Origin of the sequence: Halomonas denitrificans (assembly GCF_003056305.1) — a bacterium.
GTDB lineage: Bacteria > Pseudomonadota > Gammaproteobacteria > Pseudomonadales > Halomonadaceae > Halomonas > Halomonas denitrificans.
On the sequence record NZ_PYVX01000001.1, the window covers coordinates 1031761 to 1044968 of the forward strand.

The following is a 13208-nucleotide window of genomic DNA, read 5'->3' on the forward strand; positions in this document are numbered from 1 at the left end:
TGGCGAGGGAGTGACGCCCCGACAATCGAGAATATCTGGCTCACGGTATAGAATGGCTAAACCATGAACTCGCACCTCAACGCCCAGACCCACGCCGGCCTGAAGGTCTTCGCCGTCAGCGCCCGCCACCTCTCCTTCACCCGGGCGGCGGAGGAGCTGCACGTGACCACCGGCGCCGTCAGCCAGCAGATCAAGCAGCTCGAGCAGCGGCTGGGGTTCAAGCTGTTCCGCCGCCGGCCGCGCCGGCTGGAGCTGACCGAGGAGGGGCGGCGCCTGGCGGCGGTGGTCGACGAGGCCTACCAGGCGGTAGGGCTGGAGGTGCGGCGGCTGCGCAGCGGCGTGATGAGCGGGGTGATCCGGCTGCGCTCGGTGCCCTCCTTCCTGCACAAGTGGCTGATGCCCCGCCTGCCGCGACTGCAGGCGCGCTTCCCCGACATCGAGCTGCACGTCACCGCCGAGGACAGCAGCGTCTCGCTGCGCGACGGCGACTTCGACCTGGCGCTGGACCTCAACGACGGCCACGTCCCGGGGCTCGCCATCACGGCGCTGATGGAGGAGCGGATCTTCCCGGTCTGCGCCCCCGCCCTGCTGCGGGGACGCCCGCCCCTGCGCGATCCCGCCGACCTGGCCTGGTACCCGCTGCTGCACGACGTCACGGCCTGGCGGGGCAGCCACGAGCACGCCGAGTGGGAGCGCTACCTCGAGGCCATCGCGGCGCCCCCGCTCAACCTGCGCCGGGGCTATACCTTCAACCGCCACCACCTGACCATGGCGGCGGCCATCGCCGGCATGGGGGTCGCCATCGCCCGCCAGACCCTGATCCGCGGCGAGCTCGGCAGCGGCGAGCTGATCGCGCCCTTCGCCCAGCGCGTGCCGACCGGCATGCGCTACGGCATCGTCCACGCGCCGGGGGCGCTGGACGACCGCCGGGTCGCCGCGGTGCATGACTGGATCGTCGAGGAGGCCCGGCGCGCGCCGGACGGAGCGGGCTAGACGCCGCGGCCACGATGCGCCGTAATCGATAGGCAGTCGCGGGCGAGCCGGGTATCATATACATTCATTAATGAATGTGATTCACCCCGAGACGCTCATGCCACGCCACCTCCCCCCCGAACTGCCCACGCCCATCGACTTTCGCGCCACCAGCCTGCGCGCCCTGCTCTACATCGTCCTGATCGGCCTGCTGATGCAGGGCGTGATGCTCGAGGCGGTGGGCCTCGAGGGCCAGCGATTCTCCGAGCGCGGCTTCATCGAGCCCGCCCAGTCGCTGCTGCTCGCCGCCAGCGCCGGCCTGGCGCTCTACGTGCGCCTGACGAGCCCGCGGCTGACCCACGTCTCGCTGCTGCTGCTGGCCCTGCCGCTCGCCTCGCTGATTCGCGAGCAGGATGCCTGGCTGGACGCCTGGGTGTTCGACGGCGCCTGGCAGACGCTGGTCGCGCTGCTGGTGCTGCCCATCCTGTTCGTGGTGCTCCGGGGCCGACACGCCTTCGCCCGAGAGTTCGCGCGCTACGCCAACAGCTTCTCGTTCGGCCTGTTCGCCGCGGGCTTCCTGACCACCTACGTCTACTCGCGGCTCTTCGGGCGCAGCGAGATGTGGCAGGCGATCCTCGGCGACGCCTACCTGCGCACCTTCAAGGACGCTGCCGAGGAGGTCACCGAGCTGTTCGGCTACACCCTGCTGTTCTTCGCCATGGTCGAGCTCGTGCTGCTGGTGCGCCGCTGGCGCCACCTCAAGGCCGACTGAGGCTCCTCGGGGGCCGGCGCGCACAGGCCCCGCCCTCTCCGGGTGCGCCCTTCGCCACCGCGCCCCTGACGACCGCCCAAACGACGACGCCCGCAGCCGATGGCTGCGGGCGTCGTCGTGAGCGAGGGCCGGCGGCTTACTCGTCGAGGAAGGAGCGCAGCGGCTCCGAGCGCGACGGGTGACGCAGCTTGCGCAGCGCCTTGGCCTCGATCTGACGGATCCGCTCGCGGGTGACGTCGAACTGCTTGCCGACCTCCTCGAGGGTGTGGTCGGTGTTCATGTCGATGCCGAAACGCATCCGCAGCACCTTGGCCTCGCGGGCGGTGAGGCCGCCGAGCACGTTGCGGGTGGCCTCGATCAGCCCCTCGCCGGTGGCCGAGTCGATGGGCAGCAGGATGGTGCCGTCCTCGATGAAGTCGCCCAGGTGGGAGTCGTCATCGTCGCCGATGGGCGTCTCCATGGAGATCGGCTCCTTGGCGATCTTGAGCACCTTGCGGACCTTGTCCTCGGGCATCTCGAGGCGCTCGCCGAGCTCCTCGGGGGTCGGCTCGCGACCCATCTCCTGCAGCATCTGCCGCGACACGCGGTTGAGCTTGTTGATGGTCTCGATCATGTGCACCGGAATGCGGATGGTGCGGGCCTGGTCGGCGATCGAGCGGGTGATCGCCTGACGGATCCACCAGGTGGCATAGGTCGAGAACTTGTAGCCGCGACGGTATTCGAACTTGTCGACGGCCTTCATCAGGCCGATGTTGCCCTCCTGGATCAGGTCCAGGAACTGCAGGCCGCGGTTGGTGTACTTCTTGGCGATGGAGATCACCAGGCGCAGGTTGGCCTCGACCATCTCCTTCTTGGCCCGGCGCGCCTTGGCCTCGCCGATGGAGAGCCGGCGATTGACCTCCTTGATCTCGGTCACCGCCAGCTGGATCATCTCTTCCTCGAAGGCGATCTTGCGCTGGGCGCGCTGGATGTCGGCGCGCAGCGGCTCGAGGCGCGCGGCGTACTTCGGGTTGGCCCCGGCGAACTCGTCGAGCCACTCGAGACGCGACTCGCTGCCCGGGAAGGCCTTGATGAAGGTCTTGCGCGGCACCTTGGCCTTCTTCACGCAGAGCTGCATGATGGCCTTCTCCTGGGCGCGCACCTGCTCGACGCTGATGCGCACCTGACCGACCAGGCGCTCGAAGTGCTTGGGCACCAGCTTGATCGGCGAGAACAGCTGCGCCAGGCGAGCGAGCTCCTCCTGGGCCTCCTTCGAGGCGCGGCCGTGGGCCTGGATGGCCGCCTGAGCCGCGGCGTTCTGCTCGCGAATCTGCTCGAAGCGCGCGCGGGCCTCCTCGGGATCGGGGCCGCCGACGCTCTCCTCCTCCGCCTCGGTCTCGTCGTCGTCATCGGCATCGCCCTCGGACTCCTCGCGGGGCTCCTCCTCGGGCACTTCCGCTTCCGCGACGCCGGGAATCCCCTCGTCGGGATCGATGAAGCCCGAGAACAGGTCGGAGAGGCGACCCGGCGCTTCCTCGTCCTGGGTGGCATCGTAGGCCTCGAGGATGGACTCGACCGCACCGGGCAGGAAGGCCAGCGCCGACATCACCTCGCGGGTGCCCTCCTCGATGCGCTTGGCGATCTCGATCTCGCCCTCGCGGGTCAGAAGCTCGACGGTGCCCATCTCGCGCATGTACATGCGCACGGGGTCGGTGGTCCGACCCACGTCGCTCTCCACCGCGGCGAGCGCGGCGACGGCCTCTTCGGCGGCCGACTCGTCGGTGGAGTGATCCGACATCATCAGGGTATCTTCATCGGGGGCTTCCTCGACGACGCTGATGCCCATGTCGTTGATCATGCCGATGATATCTTCCACCTGATCCGGGTCGGCGATATCCTCGGGAAGGTGGTCGTTGACCTCGGCATAGGTCAGGAAGCCCTGTTCCTTGCCGCGCGCGATCAACTCCTTCAGACGTGACTGCTGCTGCGCATTTCCAGCCATAGAAACCCTATCTCGACGAAGAAGAATGAAGCACCTGAAGTACTGAGGCGGTGAAAACTCGATAAGCCGAACAGTATAGCGGGTAAGGCCGCCATCCTGCCAGTTCGGTGTGTTTGCGCGGTCATTCAGGTGTGTTAGGTTGTGAGGTTGCGCCTTTCACAGGCAGCTTCCTCGTATCTGGTGATGGTGGCAGAAAATTCAACCCCCGCCACGCCGGCGCCATCGCGCCCCTGCGATGCCCTACCCCCTCGGGTCGGCGAGCAGCGTCATCAGCTGCTGGCGCTCCTCCTGGGAGAGCCGCTCGCCCCTCTGCTGCTTGGACAGCAGGGCATCGACTTCCTCCTGCCGCGATGAGCGCAGCCGATGGCGCTGGAAATGCTCGACCAGCCCGTCCAGCTCGGCGGCCCGCGCCCCGGGCGGAATCAGCAGCTCACGACGCGCCAGCGCGGCCAGCCGCTCCCCCTCCGGGGTGCCGTGGAAGTGGGCCAGCAGCACCTGGGCGCTGCGGTAGCGCCCCGCCCGCAGGAGCCGCTCGACCTCGCGACAGAGCCGCGCCTCCGGATCCGCCTCGGGGTACCAGTCGGCCGCCTCGGGCAGGCGCTCCACCAGCCGCGGCTCGTGCACCAGCAGCTGCAGCACGCGCCCCATCAGGCCGAGCGACTGCCGCCCCTTGCTCGGGGCCGGGCGCGCCTCATACCCCTCGTCGTCGGGACGCCACTCGTCCTCGGGGCGCCACTCGGGCTCCGGCGCCAGGGGCGGCTCGCCCGGCGGCGCCTCGGCGGGCGCGACCAGCGCCTCGAAGCGAGACTGGTCGACGCCGGTACGCCGCGAGAGCTCGCCCAGCAGCAGCGACTTCAGCACCCCCTCCGGCAGCTTGCCGATGGCCGCGAGCACCTGGCTGGCGAAGCGCTCGCGCGCCTCGATGGTGGCCAGGTCTCGCCCCTCGGCCGCGTGATCGAAGAGGAACTCCGACAGCGGGCTCGCGCAGGTGATGCGATCCTCGAAGGCGGCCGGCCCCTCGCGGCGCACCAGGGTGTCCGGGTCCTCCCCCTCGGGGAGGAACATGAAGCGCGCCTGACGGCCGTCGATCATCTGCGGCAGCACCGTCTCCAGCGCCCGGGTGGCGGCCTGGCGGCCGGCGCGGTCGCCGTCGAAGCAGAACACCACCTCGCCGACCATGCGGAACAGCCGGCTCAGGTGCTCCTCGCTGGTCGAGGTGCCCAGCGTCGCCACGGCGTTGCGGATGCCGAACTGGGCCAGCGCCACCACGTCCATGTAGCCCTCGACGATCACTACCCGCTCGAGGCGCGAATCGGCCTGGCGCGCCTCATAGAGGCCGTAGAGCTCGCGCCCCTTGTGGAACACCGGCGTCTCGGGGGAGTTGAGGTACTTGGGCTTGGCATCGCCCAGCACCCGGCCGCCGAAGGCGATGGTGCGCCCGCGGATATCGCGGATCGGAAACATCACCCGGTCGCGGAAGCGGTCGTAGGTGCGCCCGCTATCCTCGTGATGCACCAGCAGGCCGTACTCGATCTGCACCGACTCGGCGATGCCGCGCTCGCCCAGGTGGCGCTTGAGCCCCTCCCAGCCGGCCGGCGCGCAGCCGATGCCGAAGGTCTGCTGGACCTCCGGCGACAGCCCGCGCTCCGCCAGGTAGCGGCGGGCGCTCTCGCCCTCCGGCATCTTCAGCCGCTCGCGGAAGTAGCTGGCCGAGAGCTCCAGCAGATTGACCCCTTCCTTGCGCTTGCGCTCGCGGGCCTGGGCCCGGGGATCGTCGGCACCCTCCCGGGGCACCTCCAGGCCGAGCCGGCCGGCCAGCTGCTCCACGGCCTCGGGGAAGCGCAGCTTGTCGTACTCCATCAGGAAGCGCAGGGCATTGCCGTGGGCGCCGCAGCCGAAGCAGTGGTAGAACTGCTTGTCGGCGCTGACGGTGAACGAGGGCGACTTCTCCTGGTGGAAGGGGCAGAGCCCGGAGTGGTTGCGCCCGGCCTTCTTCAGCTTCACGCGCTCGCCGACCACCTCGACCACGTCGACGCGGGCCAGGAGATCATCGATGAAGCGCTGGGGAATCTGACCGGACATGCGGACAACCTGCGAGGCGGGAGCGGGAAGCGACCGGACGGCGACAAAAACAAGCGGCCACCGTTAGGCGGCCGCTTGGCGTCCCTCTTGAGACGGCATGGGCCGGATGCCCTCACCGACTCCAGTACGGATCAATAGAGCCGTTCGAAACGCTTGCGCTCACGCTGAAGCTTCTTGGCATGGCGCTTGACGGCCGCGGCCGCCTTGCGCTTGCGCTCTGCGGTCGGCTTCTCGTACTGCTCGCGACGACGCACTTCCGAGAGGACACCGGCCTTTTCACAGGAACGCTTGAAGCGACGCAGCGCGACGTCAAACGGCTCGTTATCACGTACTTTGACAGAAGGCATTAAGCACTCACCTACCTTGGGTAACTTGAGTTCGGTTTGTACGCACACCCGGCGGGGTTCGCCCCTCCACGAAACACGCTCCGAGATCGCCAGGCGAACCGGAACGATGCGTGAATACGCGAGGAATGGCCCCTGGGTGCACGACCCAGTCTTGCAGCGGACAGTATTCTAGTCGTCCGGCCGAGCGCGTGCAAATCGTTTCCCTGCTGCCGACGGGGGGCAAAATGCGTAGAATGCCGCCATCCACGCATTACCGAGCCGATATCATGCGCGTACTGGGCATCGAGACCTCCTGCGACGAGACCGGCGTCGCCCTCTTCGACACCGGGCGCGGCCTCGTCGCCGACGCCCTCTACAGCCAGATCGCCATGCACGCCGAGTACGGCGGCGTGGTGCCGGAGCTCGCCTCCCGGGACCACACCCGCCGGCTGCTGCCGCTGATCCAGCAGGTGCTGGACGACGCCGGCCTTTCCCGCGACGAGCTCGACGCCATCGCCTACACCGCCGGCCCCGGCCTCGTCGGCGCGCTGATGGTCGGCGCCAGCACCGCCCACGGCATGGCCCGGGCGCTGGACATCCCGGTGCTCGGCGTCCACCACATGGAGGGCCACCTGCTGGCCCCCATGCTGGAGGACGAGCCGCCCGGCTTCCCCTTCGTGGCGCTGCTGGTCTCCGGCGGCCACACCCAGCTGGTCGAGGTGCAGGGGCTCGGCCAGTACCTCCTGCTCGGCGAGTCAGTGGACGACGCCGCGGGCGAGGCCTTCGACAAGGCGGCCAAGATGCTGGGGCTCGCCTACCCCGGCGGCCCGCAGGTGGCGCGCCTGGCCGAGCAGGGCGACCCCAAGCGACTGCGCTTCCCGCGCCCCATGACCGACCGACCAGGGCTGGACTTCAGCTTCTCCGGGCTCAAGACCCACACCCTGACCGCCATCCGCCAGCTGGAGGGCGCCGGCGAGCTCGACGACCAGGCGCGCGCCGACGTGGCCCGCGCCTTCGAGGAGGCGGTGGTCGACACCCTGGTGATCAAGTGCCGCCGCGCCCTCGACCAGACCGGCCTCAAGCGCCTGGTGGTCGCCGGCGGCGTGAGCGCCAACGTGCGGCTGCGCGAGCGCCTGGAGCGCGAGTGCGCCAAGCGTGACGCCCGGGCCTACTACCCCCGCGGGCGCTTCTGCACCGACAACGGGGCGATGATCGCCTACGTGGGGGCCCAGCGTCTGCTGGCCGGCGAGCGCGACGAGACCGGCATCATGAAGGCGGTGCCACGCTGGCCGATGGATGAGCTTCAGGCGCCCGCCAAGGCGTGAAAACCACGATGATCGCGCTCTTTACGGTCACGGCGCCCAGCGCCTGCTGGCCGGCGAGCGCGTCGAGACCGGCATCATGAAGGCGGTGCCACGCTGGCCGATGGATGAGCTTGTGGCGCCCGCCAAGGCGTAAAAACCACGATGATCGCGCTCTTTACGGTCACGGCGCCAAGCGCCAGCCGGCCGGCGAGCGCGTCGAGACCGGCATCATGAAGGCGGTGCCACGCTGGCCGATGGATGAGCTTGTGGCGCCCGCCGCATCCCCGCATTAAGAGGCCTCGCAACGAGACTCGCGATCCCGGGAACGAAACCCTGCCACTTCGCTTGCCGCTTGCACGTCGGGGCACAACATAATCCCTCACGGGTGCCCCTCACTCGACGTCCCTGTCGATTGACGTGCGCGGCTGTGCTTCCTGCCAGCGTTCCCGGGTAGATATCGCGTCGCTTCGTTGCCCGGCCTCAGGCCATCGAGCCTGGCTAGAACCCGGGCTCGTCGCCGCGCCCGAGCCGGCGGATATTGAGCACATGGCGCCCCAGCACCAGCAGCGTGAAGGCCATCACCACCCCCACGAACTCCGGCGCCAGCCAGATGCTGGCCAGCGGCGCCATGGCGGCGCTCGACAGCGACGCCACGGCCGCGGTGCGCACCCGCCAGGCCAGCAGGGTCCAGAGCGCGGCGCAGCAGAGCGCCACCCAGGGCGTGAGCACCAGCATCACGCCGAAGGCGCTGGCCACCCCCTTGCCGCCGCGAAAGCGGTGCCAGGCCGGATAGGCGTGGCCCAGCAGCACGCCGAGGCCGACGAGCCCGAGCCCCCAGGGCGGCAGGCCCAGCCACATGGCGAGCCACAGCACCGGCATGCCCTTGACCACATCGACGACCAGGGTGGCCAGGGCGAGGCGCGGGCCGTGCAGGCGCAGCACGTTGGAGAAGCCGGGATTGGCCGAGCCGGCGAGCCGCGGATCGCCCACGCCGGCGAGGCGGCACACCGCGAGGGCGCCGAGCCAGGTGCCGCTGAGATAGCCGATCGCCATCAGCGGCAGGATGAGGTCGAGGGGCGCCTCCACGGGCGGGCTCCTTACGATGATGCCTCGATTCTGCCAGTCGCGGGCCGGGGACGACAGGGCCGGCGGCCGCGGTGTCGTCGGGGAGCGCGCTGGCGTACAATCTGACGCCTGCAGGCGGACCTGCCCTATACGTATGCGGTCCGCATCGACCAGGCCGCCACAACCAATGACCGGGGGAGCCCCGATGGATCTTGTGCTGATCGACGCGCTCGAGGTGGATACCGTGATCGGCGTCTACGACTGGGAGCGCACCATCACCCAGACGCTGCGCCTCGATCTCGAGATGGGCACCGACATCCGCCCCGCCGCGGCGGGCGACGACATCGCCCAGACCCTGGACTACGCCGCCATCAGCGAGCGCATCGCCGGCTTCGCCGAGGCGCATCAGTTCGCCCTGGTGGAGACCTTCGCCGAGCGCCTGGCCGAGACCCTGCGCGCCGAGTTCGCCATCGCCTGGCTGCGCCTGACCGTGCGCAAGCCCGGCGCCGTGGCCGCGGCCAGCGCGGTGGGGGTCTCCATCGAGCGCGGCAGCCGGCCGGGAGGCGCCTGATGGCCCGGGTCACCGTCAGCATCGGCAGCAACATCGAGCGCGAGCATCACGTCCTGGCCTGCCTGGACGCGCTGGAGGAGACCTTCGGGGCGCTCGCCGTCTCGCGGATCTTCGAGAGCGAACCGGTGGGCTTCGAGGACGGCCGCAACTTCTACAACCTGGTGGTGGCCTTCGAGAGCGAGTGCTCGGTGGGTGAGCTGCAGGCCTGGTGCAAGCGCCTGGAGTTCGCCCACGGCCGGCAAAAGGACGTCCCCAAGTTCAGCCCGCGGACCCTCGACATCGACCTGCTCACCGTGGGCATGCTCAGCGGCGACCATGACGGTGTCACCCTGCCCCGCGGCGAGATCCTCCACCACGCCTTCGTGCTCCAGCCCCTGGCCGAGCTGCTGCCCGAGGCGCGCCATCCCCTCACCGGTGAGACCTACCGCGACCACTGGGCGCGCTTCACGGCCGACGACCAGCGCCTCTGGCCGGTGGACTTCACCTGGCGGGGGCGCCGCCTCTCCGCCGCGGAGTAGGCCTCACCGCCCTCCTTCTGGGCCGGCGAGCGCCCCCTCGATCGCCTCCCAGCGACGCCGCGAGAGCTCCTCGCCGAGCTCGCGCCCCTGGTAGCCCTCCGCCACCAGCGCCCTGGGCAGGATCTGCACCGCCAGCCGCCAGGCCAGGGCCAGGTCCTCGGCCAGCGCCGGGGCGTCCAGGCTCACCAGGCTGAGCAGCGGCGCCACCCGGTCGCCGCGACGCCACGCATCGATGCCGTCGAGCCAGCGCATCACCTGCGATCCGTTGAGGCCGTTCGCCGCGACCTGCCGGCACAGGGCCCGGGTCCGGGCCGCCTGGGTGGCCAGCTCGCGATGCGCCCGCGGCAGGCGCAGCCGCTCGGAGAGCGCCTCGCGCGCGTCATCATCCAGGTGCTCGACCAGGCGCGCCCAGCGCCAGCGCACCTGCGCCTCGGCCTCGATGTCCTCGGGCAGCCGATGCAGGCGCCCCAGCGCGGCGTCGAGGTCCGCGTCGTCCGCGGCCAGCTCCGGCATCAGCACGGCCAGCGCCCCGCACGCCGCCAGCACCTGGAAGTAGACCTCCGGCCAGGGCTCGGAGAGCGCCTTCTCGGTCTCCGCCCAGACCCGCTCGGCGACCAGGTGCGAAAGCTCACCGCTCGCCACCAGCGAGCGCATCAGCGCGCGGGTCTCTTCGGCGATGACGAAGCCAAGCCCCGCGTAGCGGGCCAGGAAGCGCGCCGTGCGCAGCACCCGCAGCGGATCCTCGACGAAGGCCGGCGAGACGTGGCGCAGCCGGCGCGCCTCGAGGTCGGCGAGCCCCTCGTAGGGGTCGACCAGCGTGCCCTCCGGGGTCTCGGCCATGGCGTTGATGGTCAGGTCGCGGCGCGCCAGGTCCTCCTCCAGCGTGACCTCGGGGCTCGCATGCACCACGAAGCCGGTGTAGCCGTGCCCCGACTTGCGCTCGGTGCGCGCCAGGGCGAACTCCTCGTGGCTCACCGGGTGCAGGAAGACCGGGAAGTCGCGCCCCACCGGCTTGAAGCCGCGGCGCTGCATCTCCTCGGCGGTGGTGCCGACCACCACCCAGTCGGTGTCCTTGACCGGCCAGCCCAGGCGGGCATCGCGCACCGCCCCGCCGACGCGATAGACCTCGAGGCCCTCGAGGAAGCGGTCGTCGCTCGCGCCCATGGCTCAGCGCTCCACGCGGTCGGGGTGGCGGTGCTGCCAGTCGGTGAAGCCGCCATCGAGGCTGTAGACCTCGACGAAGCCTTGGCCGGAAAGCCAGGCCGCCGCCTGCTGGCTGGAGTGGCCGTGGTAGCAGATCACCACCAGGGGGGACTGGCGCGGGGCCTCGTCGAGGAAGGCGTCGACGGTGTCGTTGCCCAGGCGCCGGCTGCCGGGCACGCGCCCCTGGGCGAAGCTCTGGGGGTCGCGGATATCGACCAGGGTGAGGGGCGAGCCGGCCTCGAGCCAGTCGGCCAGGGCGGCGATGTCGAGGTGCTGGAAGGGCGCGGGGGTCATCACGGGTCTCTCGTCGTCGGGGGGCGTGTCGGTCGATTCACTGGCGGCTCGGCACGCTGATGCGCCGGCCGCTCTCCAGCTCCAGGGCGGTGAGTCGGCGGCCCCAGACGCAGCCGGTGTCCAGCGCCTCGGCGCGCACACGGCTCTCGGGAGTCTCGCCCTCCAGCGCCGCCCAGTGGCCGAACAGCAGCCAGGGGTCGTCCTGGCGCGGGTACTGGAACCAGGGGGCGAAGCCCGCCGGGGCGCTGTCGAGCCCCTCCTTGGCGGCGAAGTCGAGGCAGCCCTGGGCATCGAGGAAGCGCATGCGGGTGAAGGCGTTGACGATCATCCGCAGCCGCGGGATGCCGTCGAGGTCGTCGCGCCAGCAGGCCGGCTCGTTGCCGTACATCGCCTCGAGGAAGGCGCCGGCGCCCTCGCCGGCGAGCCGCGCCTCGGCCTCGGCGGCGAGGCCCGCCGCCTTGGCCACCGACCACTGGGGCAGCAGGCCGGCATGGGTCATCACGGTCTCGCCCTGGGTCGGCGATTCCCGGCGCACCAGCAGCGGGCGCGTCTGCAGCCAGTCGAGCAGCCGCTCGCGGTCCGGGGCGGCGAGGATCGACGCCAGGGTGTCCTTGCGGTTCTCCCGGGCGCCGCCCCGGGCCACCGCCAGCAGGTGCAGGTCGTGGTTGCCGAGCACGACGCTTGCGGCCTCGCCCAGCGCCATCGCCTCGCGCAGGCAGGCGAGCGAGCCGGGGCCGCGGTTGACCAGATCGCCGGCCAGCCACAGCCGGTCGCGGCGCGGGTCGAAGTCGAGCCGCTCGAGCAGGGCGACGAACTCCTCGTGGCAACCCTGCAGGTCGCCGATGGCATAGGTGGTCATGTCGGCTCCGTTGCGCTGCGTGTCACGGGATCTAGTGTACCTGGTTGGGCCCGGCCAGCCGGAAGGGGGAGATCGCCACCTCGAAGGGGCGCTGGCTGGCGGCATCGACGCAGGTGTAGGCGCCCTCCATCACCCCCACGGGGCCGTCGAGGATCGCCCGGCTGGTGTAGCGGAAGCTCTGGCCGGGGCCGATCAGCGGCTGCTGGCCGACCACGCCCTTGCCGCGCACCTCCTGCACCTTGCCGCTGCCCTGGGTGATCTTCCAGTAGCGGGCCATCAGCTGGACGCTGTGGTCGGAGGCGTTGTGCACGGTGACGGTGTAGCTGAAGACGAAGCGCTGCTCGTCGGGATCGGATTCGTCCAGGCGGAAGTCCGGCGCCACGTCGACGCGGATGGCGCCCTCGATCCCCTCGGGAACCGTCGGGGTCATGAGCTCTCTCCTTCCCCGGCCGCGGCCAGGTGGTTGGCAATGCGCACGAACTCCTCGACGTCCAGCGTCTGGGGACGACGGCCCGGGTCGATGCCCAGCGCCTCCAGGGCCGCCGCATCGATGCGCCCCTTGAGGTTGTTGCGCAGGGTCTTGCGCCGCTGGCCGAAGGCCTGGCGCACCAGGTCGAAGAGCAGCGCCTCGTCCCGGGCCGGATGCGGCAGGACGTCATGGGGCGTGAGGCGCACGATCGCCGAGTCGACCTTGGGCCGGGGCACGAAGGCCTCCGGCGGCACCGTGAAGAGGGCGTCGACGCGGCAGTGGTACTGGGCCATCACCGACAGCCGCCCCCAGTCGGGGCCGCCGGGCGCGGCGGCCAGCCGCTCGACCACCTCCTTCTGGAGCATGAAGTGCATGTCGGCCACGGCCTCGCCGGCCTGGAGCAGATGGACGATCAGCGGCGTGGAGATGTTGTAGGGCAGGTTGCCGACCACGCGCAGCGCCGGGCCGTCGCCGCGCAGCTCGCGGAAGTCCACCTTCAGGGCGTCGCCCTCGTGGATGACGAAGCCCGGCTTGTCGAAGAACTGCACCCGCAGGCCGGGGATCAGGTCGCGGTCGAGCTCGATCACCTCGAGGTGGCCGTCGGCGGCCTCGAGCAGCGGCTCGGTCAGGGCGCCCTGGCCGGGGCCGATCTCGACCAGCCGGTCGCCGGGACGCGGTCCGATGGCACGCACGATGCGCGAGATGACGCCGTGGTCGCGCAGGAAGTTCTGGCCGAAGCGCTTGCGGGCCTGATGAACCGGGGGGCGGGATGCCATTCGGGGTGTCCTTATG

The 13208-nt window shown here is 70.5% G+C and carries 14 protein-coding genes; 5 read left to right on the forward strand and 9 right to left on the reverse strand.

The features are described 5' to 3' along the window. The first annotated feature begins 63 nt into the window (after nucleotides 1-63). A complete protein-coding gene (locus tag C9F13_RS04590; protein ID WP_108445016.1) occupies nucleotides 64-993 on the forward strand; it encodes a LysR substrate-binding domain-containing protein in 930 nt (309 codons plus the stop codon). Nucleotides 994-1090: 97 nt separating this feature from the next. Beyond that, nucleotides 1091-1744: a hypothetical protein gene (locus tag C9F13_RS04595; protein WP_108445017.1), complete on the forward strand. Its 654-nt coding sequence runs from the start codon at nucleotides 1091-1093 to the stop codon at nucleotides 1742-1744. 136 nt (nucleotides 1745-1880) lie between these two features. Here C9F13_RS04595 and rpoD read toward each other — a convergent pair whose 3' ends face one another. From rpoD to rpsU, 3 genes are all read right to left on the reverse strand, one after another. Continuing rightward, the gene (gene rpoD, locus C9F13_RS04600; protein WP_108445018.1) at nucleotides 1881-3725 is read right to left on the reverse strand and encodes an RNA polymerase sigma factor RpoD; all 1845 of its coding nucleotides are present in this window, start codon (nucleotides 3723-3725) and stop codon (nucleotides 1881-1883) included. A 240-nt stretch (nucleotides 3726-3965) separates the two neighbouring features. Then, a complete protein-coding gene (dnaG, locus tag C9F13_RS04605; RefSeq protein ID WP_108445019.1) occupies nucleotides 3966-5807 on the reverse strand; it encodes a DNA primase in 1842 nt (613 codons plus the stop codon). 131 nt (nucleotides 5808-5938) lie between these two features. Further along, entirely contained in the window at nucleotides 5939-6154 is a 216-nt protein-coding gene (rpsU, locus tag C9F13_RS04610) for a 30S ribosomal protein S21 (protein WP_013333229.1), read from the reverse strand. A 266-nt stretch (nucleotides 6155-6420) separates the two neighbouring features. Between rpsU and tsaD the strand changes: the two genes are divergently transcribed. Then, on the forward strand, nucleotides 6421-7458 hold the full coding sequence (gene tsaD / locus C9F13_RS04615; RefSeq protein ID WP_108445020.1) for a tRNA (adenosine(37)-N6)-threonylcarbamoyltransferase complex transferase subunit TsaD: 1038 nt from the start codon (nucleotides 6421-6423) through the stop codon (nucleotides 7456-7458). A gap of 477 nt (nucleotides 7459-7935) precedes the next feature. Here the strand turns inward: tsaD and plsY are convergent, their stop codons facing one another. Further along, complete coding sequence (gene plsY / locus C9F13_RS04620) at nucleotides 7936-8523, reverse strand: glycerol-3-phosphate 1-O-acyltransferase PlsY (RefSeq protein WP_425432863.1); 588 nt, start codon at nucleotides 8521-8523, stop codon at nucleotides 7936-7938. Between the two features lie 184 nt (nucleotides 8524-8707). On the opposite strand from plsY, the gene folB reads away from it, so the two are divergent. Continuing rightward, nucleotides 8708-9073 (forward strand): dihydroneopterin aldolase, encoded by a 366-nt coding sequence (folB, locus tag C9F13_RS04625; protein ID WP_108445021.1) that lies wholly within the window; start codon nucleotides 8708-8710, stop codon nucleotides 9071-9073. Further along, nucleotides 9073-9591 (forward strand): 2-amino-4-hydroxy-6-hydroxymethyldihydropteridine diphosphokinase, encoded by a 519-nt coding sequence (gene folK, locus C9F13_RS04630; protein ID WP_108445022.1) that lies wholly within the window; start codon nucleotides 9073-9075, stop codon nucleotides 9589-9591. Before folB ends, folK begins: the two co-directional genes overlap by 1 nt. A gap of 3 nt (nucleotides 9592-9594) precedes the next feature. On the opposite strand, the gene C9F13_RS04635 is transcribed toward folK, so the two are convergent. Genes C9F13_RS04635 through rsmA form a run of 5 tightly spaced genes read right to left on the reverse strand, consistent with a single transcriptional unit; the run spans nucleotide 9595 to nucleotide 13192 of the window. Continuing rightward, entirely contained in the window at nucleotides 9595-10755 is a 1161-nt protein-coding gene (locus C9F13_RS04635) for a tRNA nucleotidyltransferase/poly(A) polymerase-related protein (protein WP_108445023.1), read from the reverse strand. Between the two features lie 3 nt (nucleotides 10756-10758). Further along, entirely contained in the window at nucleotides 10759-11088 is a 330-nt protein-coding gene (gene glpE, locus C9F13_RS04640) for a thiosulfate sulfurtransferase GlpE (protein WP_108445024.1), read from the reverse strand. Nucleotides 11089-11125: 37 nt separating this feature from the next. Next, entirely contained in the window at nucleotides 11126-11947 is an 822-nt protein-coding gene (locus tag C9F13_RS04645; protein WP_108445025.1) for a symmetrical bis(5'-nucleosyl)-tetraphosphatase, read from the reverse strand. Between the two features lie 31 nt (nucleotides 11948-11978). Then, on the reverse strand, nucleotides 11979-12377 hold the full coding sequence (gene apaG, locus C9F13_RS04650) for a Co2+/Mg2+ efflux protein ApaG (RefSeq protein ID WP_108445026.1): 399 nt from the start codon (nucleotides 12375-12377) through the stop codon (nucleotides 11979-11981). Further along, nucleotides 12374-13192 (reverse strand): 16S rRNA (adenine(1518)-N(6)/adenine(1519)-N(6))-dimethyltransferase RsmA, encoded by an 819-nt coding sequence (rsmA, locus tag C9F13_RS04655; protein ID WP_108445027.1) that lies wholly within the window; start codon nucleotides 13190-13192, stop codon nucleotides 12374-12376. The genes apaG and rsmA overlap by 4 nt, the downstream gene beginning before the upstream one ends. Nucleotides 13193-13208: the final 16 nt, after the last annotated feature.